This is a genomic window from Nonomuraea sp. GTA35 (assembly GCF_041950525.1).
Taxonomy (GTDB): Bacteria; Actinomycetota; Actinomycetes; order Streptosporangiales; family Streptosporangiaceae; genus Nonomuraea.
Map to the genome: position 1 here is coordinate 615,272 of NZ_JBGNUV010000004.1, position 23,543 is coordinate 638,814.

At 71.9% G+C, this 23,543-nt stretch carries 17 protein-coding genes; 3 read left to right on the forward strand and 14 right to left on the reverse strand.

The window, feature by feature from the left end; all coding sequences use genetic code 11:
* Positions 1-5 precede the first annotated feature (5 nt).
* The 6 genes from ACBJ32_RS21350 to ACBJ32_RS21375 are packed head-to-tail and all read right to left on the reverse strand — an operon-like array spanning position 6 to position 7,113.
* Positions 6-866: an alpha/beta fold hydrolase gene (locus tag ACBJ32_RS21350; protein WP_375128188.1), complete on the reverse strand. Its 861-nt coding sequence runs from the start codon at positions 864-866 to the stop codon at positions 6-8.
* Between the two features lie 39 nt (positions 867-905).
* Positions 906-2,510 (reverse strand): acyl-CoA synthetase, encoded by a 1,605-nt coding sequence (locus tag ACBJ32_RS21355; protein ID WP_375128189.1) that lies wholly within the window; start codon positions 2,508-2,510, stop codon positions 906-908.
* Complete coding sequence (locus tag ACBJ32_RS21360; protein WP_357874279.1) at positions 2,510-3,658, reverse strand: thiolase domain-containing protein; 1,149 nt, start codon at positions 3,656-3,658, stop codon at positions 2,510-2,512. Before ACBJ32_RS21360 ends, ACBJ32_RS21355 begins: the two co-directional genes overlap by 1 nt.
* Positions 3,659-3,660: 2 nt before the next feature.
* Complete coding sequence (locus tag ACBJ32_RS21365; RefSeq protein ID WP_375128190.1) at positions 3,661-4,683, reverse strand: thiolase domain-containing protein; 1,023 nt, start codon at positions 4,681-4,683, stop codon at positions 3,661-3,663.
* Complete coding sequence (locus ACBJ32_RS21370) at positions 4,680-5,579, reverse strand: OB-fold domain-containing protein (RefSeq protein WP_357873973.1); 900 nt, start codon at positions 5,577-5,579, stop codon at positions 4,680-4,682. The genes ACBJ32_RS21365 and ACBJ32_RS21370 overlap by 4 nt, the downstream gene beginning before the upstream one ends.
* A complete protein-coding gene (locus tag ACBJ32_RS21375) occupies positions 5,569-7,113 on the reverse strand; it encodes an acyl-CoA synthetase (protein ID WP_375128191.1) in 1,545 nt (514 codons plus the stop codon). Before ACBJ32_RS21375 ends, ACBJ32_RS21370 begins: the two co-directional genes overlap by 11 nt.
* A 113-nt stretch (positions 7,114-7,226) precedes the next feature.
* Here ACBJ32_RS21375 and ACBJ32_RS21380 point away from each other — a divergent pair, with 113 nt between their 5' ends.
* Entirely contained in the window at positions 7,227-8,036 is an 810-nt protein-coding gene (locus ACBJ32_RS21380; protein ID WP_375128192.1) for a crotonase/enoyl-CoA hydratase family protein, read from the forward strand.
* A gap of 101 nt (positions 8,037-8,137) precedes the next feature.
* On the opposite strand, the gene ACBJ32_RS21385 is transcribed toward ACBJ32_RS21380, so the two are convergent.
* Together ACBJ32_RS21385 and ACBJ32_RS21390 are read right to left on the reverse strand one after the other, a co-directional pair.
* Positions 8,138-9,244: a nitronate monooxygenase family protein gene (locus ACBJ32_RS21385; RefSeq protein WP_357873964.1), complete on the reverse strand. Its 1,107-nt coding sequence runs from the start codon at positions 9,242-9,244 to the stop codon at positions 8,138-8,140.
* A 162-nt stretch (positions 9,245-9,406) separates the two neighbouring features.
* A complete protein-coding gene (locus tag ACBJ32_RS21390) occupies positions 9,407-10,327 on the reverse strand; it encodes a DUF3068 domain-containing protein (protein ID WP_375128193.1) in 921 nt (306 codons plus the stop codon).
* Positions 10,328-10,521: 194 nt separating this feature from the next.
* Between ACBJ32_RS21390 and ACBJ32_RS21395 the strand changes: the two genes are divergently transcribed.
* Positions 10,522-11,667 carry an acyltransferase family protein gene (locus ACBJ32_RS21395; protein ID WP_375128194.1) on the forward strand — a complete coding sequence of 382 codons (1,146 nt, stop codon included), beginning with the start codon at positions 10,522-10,524 and terminating at the stop codon, positions 11,665-11,667.
* On the opposite strand, the gene ACBJ32_RS21400 is transcribed toward ACBJ32_RS21395, so the two are convergent.
* From ACBJ32_RS21400 to ACBJ32_RS21420, 5 genes are all read right to left on the reverse strand, one after another.
* Positions 11,594-15,733 carry an alpha-(1->3)-arabinofuranosyltransferase family protein gene (locus ACBJ32_RS21400; RefSeq protein WP_375128195.1) on the reverse strand — a complete coding sequence of 1,380 codons (4,140 nt, stop codon included), beginning with the start codon at positions 15,731-15,733 and terminating at the stop codon, positions 11,594-11,596. The genes ACBJ32_RS21395 and ACBJ32_RS21400 overlap by 74 nt on opposite strands.
* Complete coding sequence (locus tag ACBJ32_RS21405; protein WP_375128196.1) at positions 15,730-16,836, reverse strand: glycosyltransferase family 4 protein; 1,107 nt, start codon at positions 16,834-16,836, stop codon at positions 15,730-15,732. Before ACBJ32_RS21405 ends, ACBJ32_RS21400 begins: the two co-directional genes overlap by 4 nt.
* The gene (locus tag ACBJ32_RS21410; protein WP_357873950.1) at positions 16,833-17,639 is read right to left on the reverse strand and encodes a glycosyltransferase; all 807 of its coding nucleotides are present in this window, start codon (positions 17,637-17,639) and stop codon (positions 16,833-16,835) included. Before ACBJ32_RS21410 ends, ACBJ32_RS21405 begins: the two co-directional genes overlap by 4 nt.
* Before the next feature lie 12 nt (positions 17,640-17,651).
* On the reverse strand, positions 17,652-17,786 hold the full coding sequence (locus ACBJ32_RS21415; RefSeq protein ID WP_272894589.1) for a hypothetical protein: 135 nt from the start codon (positions 17,784-17,786) through the stop codon (positions 17,652-17,654).
* A 110-nt stretch (positions 17,787-17,896) separates the two neighbouring features.
* A complete protein-coding gene (locus ACBJ32_RS21420) occupies positions 17,897-19,438 on the reverse strand; it encodes a hypothetical protein (RefSeq protein WP_375128197.1) in 1,542 nt (513 codons plus the stop codon).
* 86 nt (positions 19,439-19,524) lie between these two features.
* Here ACBJ32_RS21420 and ACBJ32_RS21425 point away from each other — a divergent pair, with 86 nt between their 5' ends.
* On the forward strand, positions 19,525-21,348 hold the full coding sequence (locus ACBJ32_RS21425) for a hypothetical protein (RefSeq protein ID WP_375128198.1): 1,824 nt from the start codon (positions 19,525-19,527) through the stop codon (positions 21,346-21,348).
* 4 nt (positions 21,349-21,352) lie between these two features.
* On the opposite strand, the gene ACBJ32_RS21430 is transcribed toward ACBJ32_RS21425, so the two are convergent.
* On the reverse strand, positions 21,353-23,530 hold the full coding sequence (locus ACBJ32_RS21430) for an acyl-CoA dehydrogenase (RefSeq protein WP_357873941.1): 2,178 nt from the start codon (positions 23,528-23,530) through the stop codon (positions 21,353-21,355).
* Positions 23,531-23,543 lie beyond the last annotated feature (13 nt).

Genomic DNA, 23,543 nt, shown 5'->3' on the forward strand with positions numbered 1-23,543 from the left:
CCCGGTCACCGACGGAGGAAGCCCAGCAGAGCCGCCGCCACCTCGTCCGGGGCCTCCTCGGCCATGTGGTGCCCGCTGTCGATCGCGTGGCCCGTCACGTCGTCGGCCCACCCGCGCCAGATCGCCAGCGGGTCACCGTAGAGATCCTCCATGTCGTCCTGGGCCGCCCAGAGGAACAGGGTGGGGCAGGTGAGGCGGCGGCCGGCGGCGCGGTCGGCGTCGTCGGCGGCCCGGTCCACGGTCAGGCCGGCGCGGTAGTCCTCGCACATGGCGTGGACGGTGGCCGGGTCGTGGATGGCCCGCCGGTAGTCCTCGTGGTTCTCCCGGCCCATCCGCTCGGCCGTCCCCCGGTACCACGCGTCGGGGTCGGCGTTGATGACCCGCTCGGCGGGCTTGGCGGTCTGGCCGAGGAAGAACCAGTGCCACCACGCCGCGGCGAACCTCGCGTCGGCGCGGGCCAGCGCCTCGCCGATGGGGATGCCGTCCATCACCACCAGGTGCGTGACCGCGCCGGGGTGGTCGGCGGCGAGGCGGTGGGCGACGTACGAGCCGCGGTCGTGGCCCGCCACGGCGAAGCGGTCGTGTCCGAGGGCCCGCATGAGGGCCACCATGTCGCGGGCCATGGCGCGCTTGGAGTAGGGCGCGTGGTCAGGTGTGGTGCGCGGCTTGCCGGAGCGTCCGTACCCGCGCAGGTCCGGGCAGACCACCGTGTGGTGCGAGGCGAGGAGCGGGGCCACGCGGTGCCAGGTCGCGTGCGTGCGGGGGTGACCGTGCAGGAGCAGCAGTGGGCTGCCGGAGCCGCCGTGCCGGACGAACAGCTCCGTCTCGCCCACGCCGATCATGCCGCTCTGGAAGTCGTCGAACATCCGCTCGCCCCTACCCGGAGCGGATGTCGATCAACCAGGTCAGCCGTCCGCCTCCGTCTCCGCCTCCGCCTGCTCCGCCGTCTCCCTGGCCCACCGGTAGTCGGCCTTCCCCGCCGGTGAGCGCACCATCTGGGCGACGAACGCGTACGTCCGCGGCACCTTGTACCCCGACAGCAGCTTCCTGCAGTGCGCGTCCAGCTCGGCGGAGGTGAGCTCGACCCCGGGCCGGGGCTCGATCACGGCCGCCACCCTGCTCCCCCAGCGCTCGTCCGGCACCCCGGTCACCACCGCGTCGAACACGGACGGATGCCCCTTGAGCACCGCCTCGACCTCCTCGGGGAACACCTTCTCCCCGCCGGTGTTGATGCACTGCGAGCCGCGCCCGAAGACGTTCACGGTGCCGTCGGCGTCCACCGTGGCGAGGTCGCCGGTGAGCAGCCACCGGGTGCCGGTCTCGTCCGTGAGGAACGTGCGGGCGGTCTTGGCGGGGTCGTTGTAGTAGCCGAACGCCACCCGCCCCGACCTGGCGACCGTGCCGAGCTGACCGGAGCCGGGCTCGACCGCCTGGCCCTTCTCGTCCAGCACGGCCAGCTTGACGACGGAGTTCGGCTGGTAGCGCAGGCCCTTCTCGGGTGAGGAGCCGGCCAGGCCCGAGGCGGTGTAGCCGGACTCGGTGGAGCCGAAGCTGTCGATGATCATGACGTTCGGCAGCAGCTCCTGGAGGAGGTCGCGGACGGCGCCGCTCAGGATCGCCCCGGTGGAGCTGATCGCGAACAGCGAGGAGACGTCGTACTCGCCGCCCTCCAGGGCTTCGGCCAGCGGCCTGGCCATGGCGTCGCCGGTGATGCTGATGGTGTTCACGCGTTCCCGGCCGACCGCCTGCCACACCGCGCCGGCGTCGAACTTGCGCACGAACACGACGGTCGAGCCCATCCACCAGGTCAGGAACATGGCCATCTGCGCGGCCCCGTGCATGAGCGGCGAGGCGGCCAGCATCACCATGGGGTTGGCCTTGACGGCCTCGTCGATGACCTCCTGCGGGGTGGCGCGCGGCTCGCCGTAGGGGTTGCCGCCGCCGAAGCCCATGAACAGGTCCTCGACGTGCCACATCGCGCCCTTGGGCATGCCGGTGGTGCCGCCGGTGTAGATGATGTACACGTCCTGGCCGGAGCGCGGCGCGAAGCCCCGTTCCGGCTTGCCGCGTTCGAGGGCCGTCCCGTACGGCACCGCCGGCCCGATCGCCGGCCGCCCGCCCGCGGCGATGAGGTGCTCCAGCAGCGGCGCCCGGTCCAGCACGGCGCTCACCCTGGGCTCGAACGCGACGTCGTAGATCAGCGCCCGGATGTCGGAGTCCCGGTAGAGGTAGAGCAGCTCGGCCTCGACGTAGCGGTAGTTCACGTTGATCGGGACGGCCCGGATCTTGAGCGCGGCGAGCATGCCGGTGACGTACTCGATGCTGTTGTAGAGGTGCAGGCCGACGTGCTGGCCGGGCTGGATCCCGAGGTCGAGCAGGTAGTGGGCGAGCCGGTTCGCCTCGGCCTCCAGCTCGGCGTAGGTGCGGCGTTCCTGGCCGCAGACGACGGCCGTCCTTTCCCCGATCGTGTCCGCGAGCCCTTCGAACAGGTCAGCGTGGTTGAACTCCATCAGGGTTTCTCCCGTCCGACGATCCACATCGCGAAGAACTGGGCTCCCCCGCCGTACGCGTGGCCGAGCGCCGTCCGGGCGCCGTCCACCTGGTGCTCGCCCGCCATGCCGCGCACCTGCAGCGCGGCCTCGGCGAACCTGATCAGTCCCGACGCCCCGATCGGGTTGCTCGACAGCACCCCGCCTGAGGCGTTCCACGGGGTGTCGCCGTCGAGCGCGGTGGCGCCCGACTCGGTGAGCTTCCAGCCCTCACCTTCCGCCGCGAACCCCAGGTTCTCCAGCCACATCGGCTCGTACCAGGAGAACGGCACGTACACCTCGGCCACGTCGATCTGCCGCCGCGGGTCGGCGATGCCGGCCTGCCGGTAGACGTCGGCGGCGCAGTCCTTGCCCGCCTGCGGGCTGACCGTGTCGCGCCCGGCCCGGAAGATCGGCTCGGAGCGCATGGCGGTGCCGTGCACCCAGGCGGGGGTGCCGGTGGCCGCCGACTCCGACGACAGCACGATCGCGCAGGCGCCGTCGCTGGACGGGCAGGTCTCCAGGTAGCGGATGGGCTCCCAGAGCATGGGCGTGGACTCGACCATCTTCTGGTCGATGCCGGGGATCTTGAGGTGCGCGTACGGGTTCTTCAGCGCGTTCAGCCGGTCCTTGACCGCCACCAGGGTGCCGATGTGGCCGGGGGCGCCGGACCTGCGCATGTACTCGCGGATGTGCGGCGCGAAGTAGCCGCCCGCGCCCACCACCAGCGACGCGCTGAACGGCAGGTGGGTGGACAGCGCCCAGGTGGCGTTGGACTCCGACTGCTTCTCGAACGCGACGACCAGCACCCGCTCGTGCACGCCGCCCTGGATGAGACTCGCTCCCACCAGCGCCGTGGAACCGCCGACGCTGCCCGCGGTGTGCACGCGCATCATCGGCTTGCCCGCCGCGCCGAGCGCGTCCGCCAGGTACGCCTCCGGCATCATCACGCCCTCGAACAGGTCGGGCGCCTTGCCGATCACCACGGCGTCGATGTCCTTGAACGTCAGCCCGGCGTCCTGCAGCGCGCGCAGCGCCGCCTCCCGTACCAGGCCGGCGATCGAGACGTCCCTGCGCTTGGTCGTGTAGTGCGTCTGCCCGACGCCGATGACCGCACACCGGTTACCCATGGTCATGCCTCCAGGACGGTCACGAGGTTCTGCTGCAGGCAGGGGCCGCTCGCGGCGTGCGCGACCGTGCGGCTCGCCGTCCCGTCGTGGATGCGGCGCGCGGCCTCGCCGATGCGGATGAGGCCGGTGGCCATGACGGGGTTGGCGGCCAGCGGGCCGCCCGACGGGTTGATCACGGTGTCGCCGCCCAGCTCCAGGGCCTGGCGCAGGATGATCTCCTCGTGCGGGAACTGGGCGTGCAGCTCGGCCACCTCGACGGGCCCCTTGCCGACCCCGGCGGCGCGCCCGGCGTCGGCCGCGGAGGCCGATCGGGCCAGGTCGCGCATGCCGAGGTAGTGCGGCTCGGTGCGGTGCGCGATGCCCCTGATGTAGGCGGGGTTCGGGTGGAGCCTTCCGGCCAGGTCTCCGGTCGCGAGCACGATCGCCGCCGCGCCGTCCGTGATGGGCGGCACGTCCGCCTTCCTGAGCGGTTGTACGGCGAAGTCCTCGGAATCGTCCGGTTCGGGCAGGTCGAACGCGTACGGGTTGCTCCGCCCGTCGGCCAGGCTGCGCCGGACGATCTCGCCCAGCTCCTGCCGCTCCGCGCCCACCGCGGCGGCCTGGAGCGCGGCGTAGGAGAGCTGGTCGAGGCCGAGCGGGGCCAGGTAGTACGGGTCGAGCTGGAGCGTCATGATCGTCCGCAGGTCGCCCAGCGACGACTTGCCGAAGCCGTAGACCAGGGCGGAGTCGATGTCGCCGTGCTGGAGCCGCACCCACGCCTCGTACAGGGCCCAGGCGCCGTCCATCTCGACGTGGCTCTCGGAGATCGGCGGCCAGGCGGCCAGCGCGTCGAGCGCCGACACGAACGAGAACGGCGCCCCCGCCAGGTAGTCGCAGCTCCCCGAGCAGGTGAAGCCGAAGCGCTTGAGCCCGGTCAGCTCCTTGACCTCGCTGATCACGGGGTGGATCAGCTCGTGCTCGCTCAGGCCGGTGTCGTGATCGGTGTGCCGCGTCTGCGCGAACGCGACGATCGCCACGTCTCTCATGCCAGCTCCACATCAGGCTCGCCGGTGGGGGCGAACCAGCGGATGTTCGCCATGGACGCCGTGCGCTCGCTCTCGGGGACCCAGACCGCCCTGACCCGCATGCCCTGGCGCACCTCGTGTGCGGGCACGTCCCCGATGAGCGCGATCATGGGGATGTCCGCTCCGTCGAGCAGGATGTACGCCGACACGAACGGCACCTCGGGAGCCCGGGGGTCGGGCAGGTTGTTGATGGCGAAGGTGGTGATCGTGCCGGTGTCGGGGAGTTCGAGCGTTTCCGGGAGGGTGTTTCCGCATTCGGGGCAGGCCAGCCGGAGCGGCACGTACACCTTCTCGCACTGCTCGCAGCGGCTGCCTAGCAGGACGCCGCGCTCGACGCCCTCCAGGAAGACGCGGAGCGCGCCGCCGGCCTGGAGGCGGTACTCGGCGCGCACGCTGGACACGATCTTCGTGACCTCGGGGGCGAAGTGGGAGATGTCGGTGATGTGGCCGGTGGGCCGGTCACGCCAGACCGGCCAGACCCGGGTGCCCGCCGCCAGGGCCTTGGGGTTGTCGGCGGCCACGGCGTGCAGGAGCGCGCTGTCCGCGCCGTCGAGGTGGATCAGGGCCCAGGCGAAGGGGCGGTCCAGCGGGTGGGCGTCGAGCGGCTCGTCCACCCAGGCCCAGGTGGTGATGGTGCCGGCCGGGCCGACCTCGACGTACTCGCCGGTCACCGGCTCGCCGGTCGCGGGGTCGTACTCGAGAGGGGGGACGAGCACCCGGCCCTCCGCCGTCCGCACCCCGACGATGCGGCGGGCGCGCAGCTCGCTGAGGAACCGGCCGATGACCGGCCCCGTCGTACGCGTGTAGCCGCCGGGGAACTCCAGGACGTGCTGGGCGACCAGCGGGTCAGATGGCACGGTCGTGTCCCTCCCAGTACGGGGCGCGGAGCTTGCGCTTGAGCAGCTTGCCGTTCGGCTCGCGGGGCATCTCGGCGATGAAGTCGATGCTCTTGGGCCACTTCATCCTGGCCAGCCGGCCCTCCAGCGAGGCCAGCAGCTCGGCGGCCAGCTCCGGCCCCGGCTCCACGCCCGGCGCGGGCTCGACCACGGCCTTGATCTGCTCGCCCCATTCCTCGTCCGGGATGCCGAACACGGCCACGTCGGCCACCTTCGGGTGGACCATGAGCTCGTTCTCGATCTCGGCGGGGTAGATGTTCGTCCCGCCCGAGATGATCATGTCGGCCTTGCGGTCGCAGAGGTAGAGGAAGCCGTCCTCGTCGAGGTAACCGATGTCGCCGACGGTGAAGTGGTCCTTGAGGCGGTTCTCGGCGGTCTTGGCGGGGTCGCCCTTGTACTCGAACTGGACGCCCATCATCTTCATGTAGATGGTGCCGGGGGTGCCGGTCGGCACGGGCTCGCCCTGCTCGTCCGTGATGAGCAGCTCGCTGATCGGCCAGGCCTTGCCCACCGTGCCGGGGTGGGCCTTCCAGTCCTCGGGCGTGGCCAGGGTGCCGCCGCCCTCGGTGGCCGCGTAGTACTCGTACACGCAGTCGCCCCACCATTCGAGCATCGCCCATTTGACCGGGACGGGACAGGGGGCGGCGGCGTGGATCATCCACCGCAGCGAGGACAGGTCGTACTTTTTCCTGACCTGGTCCGGCAGCGCGAGCAGGCGCTTGAAGTGGGTGGGGACCATGTGGGAGTTCGTGACGCGGTGGCGTTCGCAGAGCGCGAGCATCTCCTCAGCGTCCCACCTGTCCATGTAGACGAGGGTGTGCCCCATGTGCAGGGCCGTGCCGCCGAACTGGGTCACGGCCGTGTGGTAGCTGGGCGAGGTGACCAGGTGGGCGTTCGGGCGGCCGGGCGTGATGCCGAACAGTCCGAGCAGGAACGTCATGAGCTCGGCGGAGTCGTCCGGGTCGAGGCCGCTGAGCGGCCTTCTGACACCCTTGGGCTTGCCGGTGGTGCCCGAGGTGTAGTGCATGGTGGCGCCGGCGGTGCGGTCGGCGGGCGTGGTGTCCGGCTGCCCGCCGGTCAGCTCGCTCGCCGGCCTGAACCCGTCCCCCTCTCCCAGCAGGAAGCGGCGCTCGGGCGCGATGGCCTGCGCGCCCCTGGCACCCTCCTGGGCGAAGCGGGGATGCACGAAGAACGCCTTGGCCTCGCTGTCGTCGACGATGTAGGCGATCTCGGGCCCGGTCAGGTGCCAGTTGATCGGCGTGTAGTACCAGCCGGCCTGCAGGGCGGCCAGGTAGAGGACGAGCCCGTCGGCGCCGTTCGGGGCCAGGCCGCAGATGCCGTCGCCGGGCCGGAGGCCGAGCTCGCGCAGCCCGTGCACGAGCCTGTTCGAGCGGGCCAGCAGGTCGCCCGCGCGGTGCTGGGTGCCATCGGGGTCCACCGCCGCGATCCACTCGGGATCCGCCTGCGCGAGCCTCCAGAAGCCGAGCGTGCCCATCTGATCTCCTCAGCGCGGGAGTGAGCAAAACAGGAACCTGTTCTCGTTTGTCGGAGCGTATCCTGGGCCAAACTTCGTAGCAAGCGCTTGATCTAATCACTCCGGAGGCGTCCGTGGAGCTCCTGCCGATCAGCACCCCCCACTGCCGGATCGAACGCGACGGCCACGTCCTGACCGTCACCATGAACCGGCCCGAGGCCCGCAACGCGCTGTCCTCGGACATGTTGGTCGGCCTGGCCTCGGCGTGGGCGTACGCGTCGCAGGAGCCGGGCATCCGGGTCGCGATCCTGACGGGCGCCGAGGGCACGTTCTGCGCCGGCGCCGACCTCAAGGCCATGGGCCGGCCGTCCTCGGACCCGCAGGTGCAGGCCAGGGCGGCCCAGATCCCCAACTTCCACTGGAAGGGCCTGCTGCGCGAGGACCTGCCGACGAAACCGATCATCTGCGCGGTGGAGGGCTACGCGGTGGCCGGCGGCACCGAGCTGCTGGTGGGCACCGACCTGCGGGTGGTGGCGGAGTCGGCCACGCTGGGCCTGTTCGAGGCCAAGCGCGCCCTGTTCCCGATGGGCGGCAGCGCCGTCCGGCTCCCCCGGCAGATCCCGTACTGCCACGCCATGGACCTCCTGCTCACCGGCCGCGCCGTCACGGCGGCGGAGGCCCTGTCGATGGGGCTGGTCAACCGCGTGGTGCCGGACGGCCAGGCGCTGGCCGCGGCGCGCGAGCTGGCGGAGGACGTGGCCGCGTCCGGGCCGCTGGCGGTGCAGGCGATCCTGCGCACGTACCGGGACACGCTGGGGATGCCCGAGGTGGAGGCGCTCAAGGTGTCGGACGAGCTGGGGTGGCCGGTGATCGGCTCGGAGGACGCCAAGGAGGGCACGCGGGCGTTCCGCGAGAAGCGTTCCCCGGACTACCAGGGCCACTGATCCGGGCGGCAGGCCTGGCACTCGCGCTCGCCACGGCCGGACGACGGAAGCGCGCCCCTCACCGGTTCGCCACGAGGCCCGCTTCCGTCACCGGCCACCCGTCACTCCTCCGTGATGCGCTCCAGCCGCTCCAGCGCCTCCCCGTACTCCTCCACCAGCCCGAACACCACGTCCTTGGCCGGCCGCACCTGGTTCATCACCCCGATGATCTGCCCGGCGGGGAACGTGGCCAGTTCCGAGGCGTCCGAGCGGCCGATGCGCCGCAGCGCGTCCGACACCAGCATGAACTGCATCGGCATCGGCAGCGTCCCCGGCGACTCCTCCGACTCCCACGCCTCGGTCCACTCGTTCCTGAGCAGCCTGGCGGGCTTGCCCGTCCAGCTTCGGGAGCGGACGGTGTCGCGGGAGGTCGCCTCCAGGATGCGGCGTTTGGCCATCTCCGGCGTGTCGGCCTCCTCGACCGCGAGCCAGATCGAGCCCGTCCACACCCCCTCGGCCCCCAGCGCCATGCCGGCGGCCATCTGGCGGCCGTTGCCGATGCCGCCCGCGGCCAGCACGGGCACGTCCACGGCGTCCACCACCTGCGGGATGAGCACCATGGTGGAGATCTCACCCGTGTGGCCGCCGGCCTCGGTGCCCTGGGCGACCACCACGTCCACGCCGACCTCCACCTGCTTGAGCGCGTGGCGCGGGGTCGAGGCGAGGGCGGCGACCTTGACGCCGTGGGAGTGCGCGAGCTCCACCACGTCGGCGGGCGGCGGGCCGAGGGCGTTGGCCAGGAGGGCGATGGGGTGGCGCAGGGCGACCTCGACCTGCGGGCGGGCGGTGGCGTCCGTCCAGCCGAGCAGGACGCGACCGGCCTCGGCATCGGCCGACAGCGGCGGGACCCCGTGCTTGGCCAGCAGGTTCTCGACGAACGCCCGGTGGCCTTCCGGGATCATGGACTGGAGGCGGCCGACCAGCTCCTCGGGGGCGAAGTCGGCGCCCTCGTAGGAGGCCGGCATGACGACGTCCACCCCGTACGGCTTGCCGTCCACGTGGTCGTCGATCCACTTGAGCTCCGTCTCGAGCTCCTCGGGCGTGAAGTAGAGCGCTCCCAGCACTCCCATGCCGCCGGCCCGGCTGACGGCGGCGACCACGTCCCTGCAGTGGCTGAACGCGAAGATCGGGAGCTCGATTCCGAACATGTCCGTGACGCGTGTCCGCATGGCCCGACAATACGTCCGCCGCCGGGCAAACTGCAACGCGTTCTAGACTAGAACCTTTCGTCTGGTACCGGTGAGTAACCTTAGACTATAACTGGTTCCAGTTAAGGGTTGTTGTCAATGAAAAAGGGCCCGTTCTCACGGGCCCCGAAATTGCGTGGCTATTTACTCGACCCGCTCCGGGCGGCGGCCGAGCAGCACCCCGGCCACGACGAGCACGACACCCACGACGAGCAGGACCAGCGGGATGACGTTGCGCAGCAGGTTGATGGTGCTCTTGCCGCTCTGCGCGTTCTTGACCAGGTCGTTCACGGTCGCGTCGGTCATCTTCGCGGTGGCGACGAAGGCCGCCGAGCGCTCGACGCCGTCCTGCGTCTTGAGCACCTCGTGCCGCTGCACCTCCTGCCGGACGGGCGAGCCCGTCACCGGCTCGATCCAGTACGTCGTCTTGCCGTCGTACCAGCGGTCCACCTGCACGTCCCCGGTCTCGCCCGTGATGCCGAGCACGTTGGCGGGGGCGGTGCGGGTCTCGGTCTTGGTCGGCGGCACGGTCTGCTCGAAGACGTAGACGGGCAGCCCGTTGACGTTGTCCTCACGGACGAAGACCGCGTCGAACGCCTTCTGCGCCGTGGAGTTGAACACCTTGTACGTCTTCTTCTCCACGTCGAAGGGGAACTTGTAGATCTGCCCCTCCAGCGTCACCGGCGCCTTCTCCACGTTGTTGCTGCAGCAGTTCACCGCGAGCCCCGTGTACTTGTTGAAGGCGCTGCGGCGCTCGGAGATGTCGATCTGCGGGCGGCTGTTGGTCACGTCGTTGACCACCGTGGCCTCGTCCCAGACCACGTGGTCGTCCTTGGCCTCCTTCACGTCCCCGCGCGTGGTGACGATGATGTCGAGGTCGCCGGTCAGCACCTTGAGGTCCTGCATGGAGAAGTACTGCGCGCCCTTGGCCTCCAGCCGCGAGATGCCGAACTGGTCCGCCGGCGCCGAGATGATCTGACCGGCCGCCCAGAATTTCAGCAGCGGCGCCAGCGCGATGAAGAAAGCCCCGAACCCGATGAGGACGAGCGTGGAGATACGACCCATCGAGGCCTCCGCATTTTGTAGAACATGTTGTCGTTTGTCTGCGATCGTCGAGCAACAAAGTATGACAGTGAGTGATGTCCGTCACCGGCGGCCCTGGCACCGCAACCAAATTGATAGAAACAAGTTCTATCGTGGTTCCGGCCCCGGCCGGCGAAGCGTCGTACGGTCAGGAAAGCGAGAAAGTGGGAGCAGCGATGAAGGGCAGGGACGCCGCGCTCGACGGCATCCGCGCGATCGCCGCGCTCGGCGTCTGGCTGCTGCACGTCGGGAGCAACACGGGCGTCATGTACCGCGAGGGCATGCTCCCCTGGATGATGAGCCGCCTGGGCATCGCCGTACCCATCTTCTTCCTCCTGTCGGGCCTGCTGCTGTACCGCCCGTGGGCGCGCGCGGTGATCGAGGATACGCCACGGCCGCGGCCGCTGCGTTACCTGTGGCGCCGGATGCTGCGGGTGATGCCGGTCTACTGGCTCGTGACCGCGCTGGCGCTGTGGGCGTGGAGCCCCTTCGACTGGACCGGCTGGCTGAAGTGGATGCTGCTGGCGCAGAACTTCTTCCCCGGCGACCCCACTCCCGACGGCCTCTACCAGATGTGGACGCTGCCCATCGAGATGTCGTTCTACGTGCTGCTGCCGATCCTGGCGTGGCTGCTGCACCGCTTCGCGCGCGGCGGCAACCGGCCGGTCCGGCTGCTGGTCGGCATCGGGGTGCTGCCGGTGATCTGCCTGGCCACCGTGGCCGCCGCCCGGCTGTTCGAGCAGCCGCAGCTCGCGCTGCTGCTGCCGTACCACCTGGTCTACTTCGCCTGCGGCATGGCGATGGCGGTGCTGTCGGTGTGGATCGGGCACAGCCGCGTGATCGACTCGCTGGCACCGCAGCTCCTGGTGCTGGCCGGCCTGCTGTACGCGCTGCTGAGCACCGATCTGGCCGGCCCCCGCACGCTCACGCTGCCCACCCTGTCGCAGTCGCTGTGGCGGGTCAGCCTGGAGGCGGCGGTGGCGGTGCTCCTGGTGGCGCCGTTCGCGCTGGCGTCCTGTCCCGGCTCGCTGCGGAACCGGGTGCTCGGCAACCCCGTCAGCGCCTACCTGGGCCGCATCTCCTACAGCTTCTTCCTCTGGCACGCGCCCGTGATCACGTTGCAGCTCAAGCTCACCGGCGCGCAGCCGTTCCAGGGCGACTTCGCCAGCGTGGCGGTGGTCTCGTTCGTGGTCACGATGCTGCTGAGCGTCGGCAGCTACCACCTGATCGAGGCGAGTGCGCTCAGGCTCAGCGGACACCGGTCAGCACCTGCTCTTCCGCCGGGAGCTCCGGCTCCGCTGCCGGCCGCGCCGGCTCCGTGACGAGTTGCCCGAACAGCACGCCCACGGCCGCGACCGCGGCGAGCTGCGGCGCCTGGTCCATGAGGGCCCCCACGTCGAATCCGTGGTCGCGCAGCACCATGGCCGCCGCCAGCGACGCCGTGGCCGCGCCGAAGATCCCGGCCGCCGCCCAGTGCGCGGGCAGCCCGCGGGCCCGCAGCAGCAGGGTCACGAGCACGGCGGCCAGCACCGCGACCATGCCCTGCCAGCTCGCCACCCAGCCGCCGAACGCCAGCGCGAGCACGACCACGACCGGCGCCCGCGGCCGTGACAGCCGGGCCGCCGGGGCGGCGGCCGTCTCGCGCACGTGCTCGGGGCGCGGCCCGCGCAGCGCCAGCGCGAGCAGCGCCAGCAGCGCGATCCCGGCCAGGCCGAGCAGCAGGGCGAGCCGGTAGGGGCGGTCGGGCAGGTATTCGAGCCTGGCGGTCCCCTGGGTGCCCGCGGGCAGCTCCCAGCCCTGCTTCCAGCCGTCGATCCGTACGGGTTTGAGCGTCTTGCCACCGAGCTGGGCCCGCCAGCCGGCGTTGTAGTTCTCGTTGACGACGAGGAAGGAGTCCTTCGGCGCGCTCACCATGACCTCGCGCGTGGTGGTGGTCCAGGTGCCGCGCACCGCCGAGCCCTCCACGCCGTCCGGCCGGCGGGGCGGCGTGCCCAGCACGAGCGAGTCGATCGTGTACGGGTCCCAGCCCGCCACCCGCACCCGGTTGTCCCCCTGCGCCAGCTCCGCCCTGGAGCAGCCGAGGATCTGCACGGGCCGTTGTTCGAGCAGGTCGACGTGGGTGCCGGCGACCTTGGTCGGGATGGCCCGGCCGTTCACCTCGATCCTGGGCCCGAGCCCGCAGGCCAGCCTGAGCGGGATGTCGGCGGGCCGGCCCACCGGGTCGACGCCGGGCACCACCAGCTCGGTCACCTGCAGCCGCTTGGAGAAGGGGGTGAAGCGGAGCTTGAGCCGGGAGGTGGACATGGCCTTGAAGGTGAGCTCGCCGCGCTCGTCCACCCGCCCGCCGCGCACCTGGCCGCCGTCGCCGCTCACGACCACGTCCAGCGGCTGCGTGTCGTCGCTCGGGCGGCCGATCTGGATGCGGGAGATCTTCCGCTTGCCCTTCCAGGCGATGGTCAGCGCGGGCTCGGTGTCGTCGGCGTCCGGGATCCAGGTGGTGCTGCCGTCGGCGTCGAACGCCGACCTGGGCGAGACCACGGCGTCGTCGCTGAGCTGGGAGGAGCCGGTCACGGTGGTCAGGTCCGCACGGACCCGGGTGAAGCGGTCGACCAGCTCGGGATCCTTCAGCACGGCGGTTCCCCGCACGTTCACCGCCGCGTCGGACCCCGCGCTGAAGGTCCGGTCGAACCCGGTCTCCTCGCCCTTCCTGGCCAGCGCCACCTCGTTGCAGACCCACCGGTACGGGTTGCGCGTGCACGCGGGCCGCGCGTCGAGGCCCCGGTCCATGACGTAGACGTCGCCCTGCCCCGGCAGCCTGATCGTCCGGCCCGCCGTGACGCCGGGGATGGACAGCTCGACGATGCCGATTCGCTGGCCGTAGCTCCACCCGGCGTTGGCGGTCTCGACGACCTTGAGCCGCACCCAGGTCGTCGGCCCTCCGGGCACGCGCAGCCGCTGCGGGTCCGTGCTGCGGGTGACGTCCTGGACCAGGCTGCCCGCCTCGGTCTCCACGGCGATCCGCCTGACCGCCTGGCCGAGCAGCAGGTCGGGGGCGAACATGACGTCCAGGTACGGCAGCCGCATCCGCCCGGCCAGATCCACGCGCAGCCACTGGCCCTGCGGAGCCGTGGAGCCGTCGTTCTGCCAGCCGGTCTCGACGTTGCCGTCCATGGCCGCCCACGGGCCGCTGCCGGGGCTGCTGATCGCGGCGATCGCGTACGGGTCGGCGACCGAGGAGGAGGCGCTGATGCCGGCGATGCCGTCGTACTCGGCCACCGCGGTCCCGTCCAGCCAGCCGTCCTCCAGCAGGTCCAGCTCCCTGACGCCGCCGAAGTCGGCCTTCCTGTCGGCCGTCAGCGTGGGCGACCAGTTCGACCTGATCTCGCCGAACGAGCGCTCGCGAAGCCGCAGCGCGTCGCTGACCACGGTCGGCGCCTCGCGCTTGCCGGCGTCGCCGTTCACCAGGACGGGGCCCTCGTCCAGCAGGCCGAGGTCGCCCATGGCGAGCAGCGAGTCGGGCCCGCCGCGCACGGCCAGCGCGTCGGCCGCGGGCTGCACGGAGACCAGGTCCGCGCTGCCGGACACCTCGTACAGGTCGAGCGCCGGGAACGGCGCGTCCACCTGGTTGACCGCGTCGTCGGTCTCCCGGTCGCCGACCACGTCGCCGAACGAGCGCACCTTCCTGATGCCCGGCGACTCGCGCAGCGCCTCGTACATCCTGGACGGCCAGGCGCCCTGGAGGTTCGCCCTGTTCAGGTCGTTCCTGACGAGCAGGTAGCGCACGCCCAGCCGGCGCAGCACCGCCGTCACCCCCGCCGAGCCCTGGCCGGCGGTGAGCCGCTGGTCGATGGCGTCGAGCAGCCTGGTCAGGCCCACGGAGCCGGGCGGCGTGATCTGCCTGGTGGTCCAGCGGGCGGTGGACAGGGCCTGCAGGGGCTCGTCCATGGGGCGGCCCCAGACGTACTCGCCGAACTTGGCGCCCGGCACGACCAGCACGCCGTCGTCACCGGCGTTGTCGTCGAGCCAGGCGGCCGCCTCCCGCCAGTGGGACGGCACCTGCTGGAAGTCGCCCGGCGCGGCCAGGCCCTGGTTGAAGACGGGCAGCACGAGCGCGACGAAGGCCGCCACCGCGGTCGTGCGCAGCGGGATCCTGGCCCTGACCAGCAGGTGCGCCAGGCCGAAGGCGAGCGCGAGCCGGACGAGGGGGTCGAACTTGCGCAGGTTCCGCAGCGGCGCGAGCGGCCCGTCGAGCAGCCAGCGCACCGGCTCGGCCGTGATCGGCTCCAGCGCGCCGGCGTGCCCCGCGACCATCGCGACCACGCCGACCAGGAACATCGCCACCACGAACCCCTTGGCGGGCAGGTCGCGGCGCGACAGCCCGGCCAGGCCGAGCGCGGCGATCAGGCCGGTGACCACGACCATGGTGGCCGAGGTGGCGATCGTGAAGCCGGGCGGCTGCTCGAAGACGCCGTTGAGCGGCAGGTAACGCACCCAGTCGGAGGCGCCGCGCAGCACGTTGGTGAGCGAGGTGACGGCGGTGGTGGTGTCGGCGGTCTCGGTGTACGGCAGGAAGTTGAACGCGTAGCGGCCCACGAGCAGCAGCGGCAGCGACCAGAACAGGGTGGCCACCGCGACGGCGCCCGACCACCAGCCGAGCAGCCGCCAGCGCGGCACCGGGCGCGGCCGGGTCAGGATGTACAGGACGGGCGCGACCAGCACGGCCAGCACGGCGACCGCGTTCACGCCGCCGCACAGCGCCACGGCCAGCGCCGACCTGATGGCCCCGCGGGCCCGCTGGCCGGTCTCCGAGGCGGTGAGCAGCGGGATGAGGATCCACGGCAACATCGCGGCGGGCAGCCACTCGATCGAGATCTCGCCGAGGATCGACAGCGTGCGCGGGGCCAGCGCGTACGCCAGCGCGGCCACGATCCTGGTGCCCGGCGTGCCGATGCCGAGCTGCCGGCCCAGCCGCTCCACGCCGAGGAAGGCCACGCACATCAGCAGCGTCAGCCAGAGCCGCTGCGTCACCCACGGCGCGACGCCCGCCAGGTCGCCGAGCGCGAAGAACGGGCCCATCGGGAAGATGTAGCCCGCCACCTGGTTCTGGAGCTGGCCGAAGTGTTGCAGGTCCCACAGGTGGGCTGCGCGCTCCAGCCAGCCGACCGGGTTGAGCGCCAGGTCCATCTTGGTGTCGGAGATGAGGTGGCCGGGCTTGGTGGTGAACGCCAGCAGCGCGAAGCCGGCGCAGCACAGCAGCAGCCAGAGCCGGCGTCTGGCGGGCTCGCCCACCGGCCGGCCCGCGCCCGTGCGCCGTCCGGCCACCAGCTTGTCGGTCGGCAGCAGGGTCCCGGGCCTGGCCTGCGTGCTCCTGGCCGGCCCCTCGCTCACCGCTCCTCCCAGCCGGGTCCCGGGTCGGCGCCCTGCATGAGCGCGATGAGGCGTTCGGCACTGCGGTCCCAGGAGAACCGCGCGGCCCATTCCCGACATTTCACGGTATAAGTGTGGTCCAGCTCGTCGAGTGCCGAGGCGATGCCCTTGGCCAGGCTCGCGCCGCCATCGGGGCCCTCGGGCAGCAGCCAGCCCGTCTCGCCGGGCCGTACGGCGTCGCGCAGGCCGTCCACCTCGAAGGCCACCGTCGGCACGCCGAGCGCGGCGGCCTCCAGCACGCTCAGCCCCCACCCTTCGCCCTGCGAGGCGCTCACGTGCAGCCACGCCTGCGCGACGAGGCGCGCCTTGTCCTCCTCCGGCAGGTAGCCGTGCAGGATCACGCCCTCGGGCAGCCGGGCGCGCAGCGCCGCCTCCTCGGGGCCCCGGCCGACGATGTCCACGACCAGGTCCGGCTGGCGCTCGCGCAGCTCGGCGACGGCGTCGAGCAGCAGGTGCACCCGCTTGTGCGCGACGAGCCGGCCGAGGCAGACGAGCCGAGGAACTGGACTTTTCTCGATATCTACGGGCTGAGCGATGCTCACCCCGTTCGGCACGATGTGCACCGGGCCGCGCCAGCCGAGCCGCTCCCGCATGGCCCGCAGCGTGGACGGCGACACCGCCACGCTCGCGTGCCGCCGGTAGCTCCACCGCGACACGGGCCCCTCCAGGAACCGCCCGAACGCCGCCAGCCACCCCGGCATGTGCACCCCGAACTGCCGGTCGTGCACGTGGTGCACGACGCACAGCACGCGGGTGCGCCGCCGTACCACCCAGGGAGTGAAGAACGGGATGCCGTTCTGGCAGTCGAGGACGGCGTCGAAGCGGCCCCTGCGCAGCAGCAGCCAGCCCAGCACCAGCGGATAGACGGAGAAGACCCCGCCCATCCGCACGAAGCGCACGCCTTCTGCGCTGTCGTGCCGGCGCTGCCCCGGCGCCCGCGCCGTGACGAAGCACACCTGGTGGCCCGCGCGCGCGAAGCGCCGGGCCAGCTCCCAGGCGAACGTCTCGGCACCGCCGGCCTGGGGGTGCCAGGGGTCACGCCAGTTGACGACAGCGATCTTCACGGATATCCGACGGGGTCGAGCGGCGGCTCCCAGGCCGGGTGCGCGGCGGCGGGCCGCGGCCGGGCGCGCAGCCGCAGCCAGATCCGGCCGAGCTCCAGCACGATGCCGAAGGTGTGCCTGGCCGGGGAGAAGCGCGAGCCCGGCATGTCGCGCCAGCGTACGGGGATCTCCCGCACCGTCGAGCCCCGCTCCACGCAGCGAGCGAGCAGCTCGACGTCGAACGCGAAACCCGGGGTGCGCAGCCGCGCGGCGGTCTCGCGGGCCAGCACGCCGTCGAAGAACTTGAAGCCGCACTGGGTGTCGCTCACGCCGCGCACGAGCGCGCCGGCCAGCGCGCGGAAGCCGAAAGCGCCCAGCTCCCGAATCTTGCTGTGCCGGTTTTCGACGTGCGAGCCGAGGTGCGCCCTGGAGCCGATCACCACGCGCTCGCCGGACAGCAGCAGCCCGAGCGCCACGTCGATGGCGTCGAGGTCGGTGGCCATGTCGGCGTCACAGAAGCCGACGAAGGGTGCGCTGGTGCCGAGCAGCCCGGCGCGTACGGCGGCCCCCTTGCCGGGGATCGCGCACTGGACGAGGCGGACGGGCACGGGGCCGCGCGGCCGGCTCCTGACGATCTCGGCCGTGCGGTCGGTGCTGTTGTTGTCCACGACGATGACAGAGGTGGGGAACGGCATTCGGGCAAGCTTCGCGCACAGCTGCAGGAGCCCCCCGGGGAGTCGTCGTTCCTCGTTGTAGGCGGGAATGACGATCTCAAGCAGTGGTGGCCGGCTCGCCCTCTCGTCCCCTTGTGGAGAGGGTGGCATGTTCGGCTCGGATTACCGGTCGCCGTAGTTGTAGAGCGGCTGGTTGACCGGCGTGGCGGTGGCGCCGGTGAAGGTGACGGTGGTGACCGTCGCCACGAGGGCCGCAACGGCGACACCGATCATCGCTGCTAAGAGGATCTTGATCACGGGGTTCCTCCTCGAGCGGGCATTGGTGCGGGCGTCCCTAAACCTAGAACCAATTCTTGCTACTCGGAAGTAGCTAGACGAAATCTTAACAAAGACGCTGATCAGCGTACCTATTCGGACGGAACCCGCACCACAGGACCATCGAATCGGTACAACCGCAGGTCACGGGTATCGACCAGGACCCTCGCACTGCGTAGCCACGTACCGAACCGCTGCCGCTCCTCCCCTGTCCCCGCGTCGACAATCACGTAGCGAAACCCCGCTCCGGGCAGATCCGGCGAGGGCCCTTCTAGTACGTGTTCTAGCGCCTGGACGCGGGGATCCTCGCTCCTGACGACCAGCCCGCCCACCCGTACGGCGTCGTTGGAGACCACCCGCCGGCCCGGCGCCGCGAAGAAGCGCTGCGCCGGGTCCAGCACCGCTCGCCCGCCGTTCCACGGGAACTGCCGGTACGACTCGAACGGCAGCACCAGCACGTCACCCGGCTGCTGATCGCGCCGGATGAGCTCCCGCGCGACCGTCCAGCTCTCCGGGTACGACACGGCCCCGAGCCGCCCCAGCGAGCCCCACGCCATGGTCGGCAGCACGGCCACCGGCACCAGCGCCAGCGCGCCCACCCACACCCGGTGCCGCGCCACCCGCTCGGCCAGCAGCCCCAGCCCCAGCGCCGCCACCAGCGCCAGCGGCGCCACGTACTGCTGGGCGTCCCTGAACACCGCGAAGCCGCCCCACACCTCCACGACGACCCACGCGAACGCCGCCCGCCCGGGCTCGCTCACCCCGGCGCACGCCACGCCGAGCCCGATCGCCGCCGCCGCGCCCAGCCTCCGCTTGTACGGCACGTCCGCGCGCAGGAACGCCACGACCCCGACGAGGGTGAGCGCCAGCCTGGCCACCGCCCCCACCACGGTCTCGTACCCGGGCGGCACCGCGTACGCGTTCCAGATCCCGCCCAGCGACAGCAGGCTCCCCACGGTCCCGAACGGCGTGTCCGCCCTGGCCGCGAAGGCCTCCACGCCCACCGGATCGCCCTCGATGCCCCGAGGCCGCAGCGCCGTCGGGATCAGCCACGGCAGGCTGAACACCGCCAGCACCGCCACCACCCGCACCAGGACGTCCCGCCGCGCCAGGGGAAGCGCCGTGAGAGCGGTGACCGTCATCGCCGCGAACCCGCCCACCGCCGCCGGCAGCACGGCCAGCGCCGTCCTGCGTCCCGACCAGACGGCTCGAACCACCCAGGGCAGCCCGGCGTACCCGAGCAGCAACGCCCACTGCCCGATCAGCAGCCGCTCGGCCACGTACGGGTTCCACACGTAGAACGCCCCCGCCACCAGCCTCGGCCCCAGCGACTGCGACGGCAGCAGCAGCGCCGCCCCCGAGCAGCCCAGCACGAAGATCACCAGCAGGATCGCCTTCTGCACCAGCTCGGCGGGCAGCACCTGCGCCAGCGCGGTCACCACGGCGTCGCTCGGCACCACCCGCGCCGCGCCGCCCGCCAGCCCGAACGTGAACCGCGAGAACGCCGGGTCCGGCACGAACACCATGTCCTGGAGCAGCGTGAACCCCCACCCCAGGGCCGGCCCGAGCGCCAGGCAGCCGAGGGCCAGCCCGAGGAGGGCGGCGGCGAGCCCGGCTCGGGCGGTGTGCGGCATCCCGCAATGACATCACAACCGAGCCACGGCCATTCCCTTGATCACGCGCACGTGGTTACTCTCGCCGGGACGGGAGGCTGGGGGCCATGACCGTACAGGGGTTGCGATCACGGGGCGGCGACGCCGTGCTCGCCACCGGGCTCGTGATGGTGGCGGTCCAGCTCGTGTGGAAGTTCGAGCTGGTCAGGCGGACGTACTTCCGCCAGGACGACTTCCACTACATCATCAGGGGCCAGGAGAGCGGTTTCACCTGGGACTACCTGATGTGGGTGGACGTGGGCCACCTGCTGCCGGGCGGCTTCGGCATCTCCTGGGCGATGGCCCGCCTCGGCGGCTACAACGAGGTGCTGGCCCACACGATGACGATCGCGCTGCAGGCGGGGGCGAGCCTGGCGCTGCTGCGGCTGCTGCGGCTGCTGTTCGGGGCGCGGCCGGCGATCCTGGTGCCGCTCGGGTTCTACCTGCTGACGCCCATGACGATCCCGTCGCTGTCGTGGTGGGCGGCGGTGCTGGAGACGCTGCCGCTGCAACTGGCACTGCCGATGGCGCTGTCCTCGCACGTGCTGTACGTGCGTGACGGCCGGATCCGGCACGTGGTGGCGGCCTGCGCGTGGACGCTGTTCGGGCTGCTCTTCTTCGTCAAGGCCGCGTTCATCCCGGTGCTGATGCTGGTGATCACCGCCGGCTGGCTGACGCCGGGCTGGAAGCGGCTGTGGCGGGCCTGGTTGCCGTACGCGGCGCTGCTGGCCGCGTACTCGTGGGTCTTCTTCACCGGGCTCTACAGCTCCGTCCAGATCAACAACGCGACGCAGACGCCCGGCCTGCCGGACGCCGGCGTGGCGGGCGAGTTCTTCTGGATGCTGGGCTCGCGCGGCCTGGTCCCGTCGGCGCTGGGCGGGCCGTGGCAGTGGCGGCCGATCGGGGACGACTACGCGATGGCCGCCCCGCCGGAGCCGCTGGTCTGGGCGGGGCTGGTGGTCGCGGCGGCCGTGGTGACCGTGTCGGTGCGGTGGCGGCGGCGGGCCTGGCTGGCGTGGCTGGTGCTGCTCGGCTACTTCCTGCTCGCCGACGTGGTGCCGGTGCTGCTGGGACGGATCGAGCTGCTCGGGCCCGCCGTCCTCGGGTTCGAGCTGCGTTACCTGGCCGCCACCGCGACCGTCGTCGCCCTCGTGCTCGGGCTGGCGTTCATCCCGCTGGACGGCGAGGAACGGCCCTGGCTGCGCCCGCGCACCCGGCTCAGGTGGGCCTGGGCGCCGCTGGCCGCGGCCGTCACGGCGGGCTCGGTCTGGTCGGTGGCCGCGTACGCCGATCGCCCGCTCGGCGGCACCGTCCGCCACTACGTCGAAACGGCCAGGCAGGCGCTCTCCCGCGTGCCGGAGGGCACGGCCGTGCTCGACACGCACGTGCCGCCCGGGGTCGCCGCCGCCGCCTTCTTCCACGACTACGCCCTGCACTCCAAGGTCCTCGGGGTGCCGGACCCGTGGCCGGTGACGTGGCTGCGCGAGCTCTCCGGCCCCGTGCAGCACCCGATGACGTTCGACGCGCGGGGCCGCCTGCGCCCGGTCACCATCCAGGGCCTGCGAATCCCGCAGCGCGGGAACTGCGTGCCGGTCGGACCGGGCGAGGTCCGCTTCCGCCTGCCGGGGCGGCTCCCCGGCGGCGCGTACACCGCGCAGATCACCTACCTGAACGGCGCGGAGACCACCCTGTCGGTACGGCTCGGGCTCGGTGTCACGCAGGTGCGCGCCGGCGAGGGCCTCGGCAGGACGTTCGCCCGGATCCCCGGCGAGGGCGGCGAGCTCGCCATCCGCACGACCGGCGGCCCGGACGCCTGCGTCGGGGAGATCAGGATCGGCCGCCCCGTCCCCGACGAGGACGGCGCGGCCGTTCCCCCGCGACCCGCGGGGTGATCTTCTACTTGCCCGGCTCCGGGTCCCTCGGCAGGCCCAGCATGCGCTCGCCGATGATGTTGAGCTGCACCTCGGTGGTGCCGCCGTAGATGGTCATCGCCCTGGTGGCCAGCACCGCCCGGTTCCAGTAGCCGGCGTCGCCGAGCTTCATGTCCGCGGCGGTCACGGCGGCGGCGCCGAGCAGCTCCACCGCGGTCTCGGAGACGTGCTGGGCGTGCGAGGTGGACAGCAGCTTCCGTACGGAGGCGTCCGCGCCCGGCTCGGTCCCGGCGAGCTGCTTGAGCGTGACCCGCAGCGACAGCGCGTTGATCGAGTGCCCCTCGCAGACCACCTCGGCCACCGTCTGCGCCTCGGCCGGCGTCAGCTCCCGCCCGAGCCGCCCGACCAGCCCGAGCAGGTCGGGCACGGACGCGCCGGTGCCGCCCGAGCCTGACGACAGCGAGACGCGCTCGTTGGACAGCGTGTTGCGGGCCACCTTCCAGCCCTCGCCGACCTCGCCCACGACCAGGTCGTCCGGCACGAACACGTCGTCGAGGAAGACCTCGTTGAACAGGTTCTCGCCGGTCATCTCGGTCAGCGGCCTGACCGTGACGCCCGGGGCCTTCATGTCGACCAGGAAGTACGTGATGCCCTCGTGCTTGGAGCCCTCGCTGGAGTTACGGGCGATGCAGATGCCCCACTCCGCCACGTGGGCGACGGACGTCCAGATCTTCTGGCCGTTGAGCTTCCAGCCGCCCTCGACCTTCTCCGCCTTCATCTGCAGCGAGGCCAGGTCGGAGCCGGCGCCGGGCTCCGAGAAGAGCTGGCACCAGATCATCTCGCCGCTGAGCGTCTTGGGCAGGAAGCGCTGCTGCTGCTCGGGCGTGCCGTACGCGGCGATCGACGGCACCACCCAGGCGCCGATGATCATGGCGGGCAGGCGCACCTTGGCGGCCTTGAGCTCCTGCGCGATCAGCACCTGCTCCAGCGGCTTGGCGTCGCGGCCCCACGGCTTGGGCAGGTGCGACATGACGAACCCCTGGTTGGCCAGGGCCCGCTTCTGCTCCTTGCCCTCCAGCTTCGCGATCTCCGCGATCTCGGCGCGGATCGACTCGCGCAGCGCCTCGGCGCCCTCGGGCAGGTCGATCTCCATCTCGCGGGAGACGCCCTGCAGGGAGAGCTCGGTCACGGTCGCGGCCCACTCGGCCGACGAGCCGAGCAGGGCGCGCAGGGTGAGCGCGCGGCGGTAGTAGAGGTGCACGTCGTGCTCGAAGGTGTAGCCGATGCCGCCGAAGGTCTGGATGGCGTCCTTGGCGCACTGCACGGCGGCGTCGGGGGCCATGACCCCGGCCACGGCGGCGGCGAACCGGAGCTCCTGGCCCTCGGCGCGGGTGGCGTCCCACACGGTGGCGCGGGCCTGCTCCAGCGCGACCAGCATGCGCGACAGCTTGTGCTTGATGCCCTGGAACTGGCCGATCGGGCGGCCGAACTGGACGCGTACCTTGGCGTACTCGGCGGCGGCTGTCACGCACCACGAGGCCACGCCCGCCGCCTCGGCACCGAGCAGGATCGCGGCCAGGTCGCGCACGTCGGAGGTCTCGACGCCGTCCAGGATGCCCTCGGCGGGGACGACCACCTCCGACAGCTCGACCTTGGCGACCGGCCTGGTCAGGTCGAGCGACTTGATCTCGGTGACGGTGGCGGAGGAGGCGTCGACGAGCACCCACTCCTCGCCGTCGGCCGTGGCGACCGGCAGCACCAGCGAGTCGGCCAGCGAGCCGCCGAGCACGGGCTCGGCCGTGCCGGAGACGACCAGGGAGCCGTCCTCGCGGCGGGTGCCGGTCAGCGAACCGGTCAGCGCGACGGCGGCGGTCAGCGTGCCGTCCACGAACGACTCCAGGTGCTCGCGGCGCTTGGAGGCGTTGATCACGGCGCTGGCCAGCACGGTCGGCACGAACGGCCCCGGCGCCATGCGCTCGGCCAGCGCCTCGATGGCCACCGCCGCCTCCAGGAGCCCGTAGCCGGAGCCACCGTACTCCTCGGGCACGTGCAGGCCGAGCAGCCCCTGCTCGGCGAGGCCAGGCCAGAACGCGGGACGCCCTTCGGTCCCGGCGCGCAGCAGCTCCGAGGGGATGTTCCGCTCCGCCCAGCCGCTCACCGACTCGCGCAGCGCCTCGTGCTCCTCGCTCAACCCGATCGCCATTGTCCATCCTCCA

Excerpts from the sequence above, each read along its gene's own strand:
- ACBJ32_RS21350 (WP_375128188.1), bottom strand. The coding sequence starts at position 866 with ATGTTCGACGACTTCCAGAGCGGCATGATCGGCGTGGGCGAGACGGAG.
- ACBJ32_RS21355 (WP_375128189.1), bottom strand. The coding sequence starts at position 2,510 with ATGGAGTTCAACCACGCTGACCTGTTCGAAGGGCTCGCGGACACGATC.
- ACBJ32_RS21360 (WP_357874279.1), bottom strand. The coding sequence starts at position 3,658 with ATGGGTAACCGGTGTGCGGTCATCGGCGTCGGGCAGACGCACTACACG.
- ACBJ32_RS21365 (WP_375128190.1), bottom strand. The coding sequence starts at position 4,683 with ATGAGAGACGTGGCGATCGTCGCGTTCGCGCAGACGCGGCACACCGAT.
- ACBJ32_RS21375 (WP_375128191.1), bottom strand. The coding sequence starts at position 7,113 with ATGGGCACGCTCGGCTTCTGGAGGCTCGCGCAGGCGGATCCCGAGTGG.
- ACBJ32_RS21385 (WP_357873964.1), bottom strand. The coding sequence starts at position 9,244 with ATGCGGACACGCGTCACGGACATGTTCGGAATCGAGCTCCCGATCTTC.
- ACBJ32_RS21390 (WP_375128193.1), bottom strand. The coding sequence starts at position 10,327 with ATGGGTCGTATCTCCACGCTCGTCCTCATCGGGTTCGGGGCTTTCTTC.
- ACBJ32_RS21395 (WP_375128194.1), top strand. The coding sequence starts at position 10,522 with ATGAAGGGCAGGGACGCCGCGCTCGACGGCATCCGCGCGATCGCCGCG.
- ACBJ32_RS21410 (WP_357873950.1), bottom strand. The coding sequence starts at position 17,639 with ATGCCACCCTCTCCACAAGGGGACGAGAGGGCGAGCCGGCCACCACTG.
- ACBJ32_RS21420 (WP_375128197.1), bottom strand. The coding sequence starts at position 19,438 with ATGCCGCACACCGCCCGAGCCGGGCTCGCCGCCGCCCTCCTCGGGCTG.
- ACBJ32_RS21425 (WP_375128198.1), top strand. The coding sequence starts at position 19,525 with ATGACCGTACAGGGGTTGCGATCACGGGGCGGCGACGCCGTGCTCGCC.
- ACBJ32_RS21430 (WP_357873941.1), bottom strand. The coding sequence starts at position 23,530 with ATGGCGATCGGGTTGAGCGAGGAGCACGAGGCGCTGCGCGAGTCGGTG.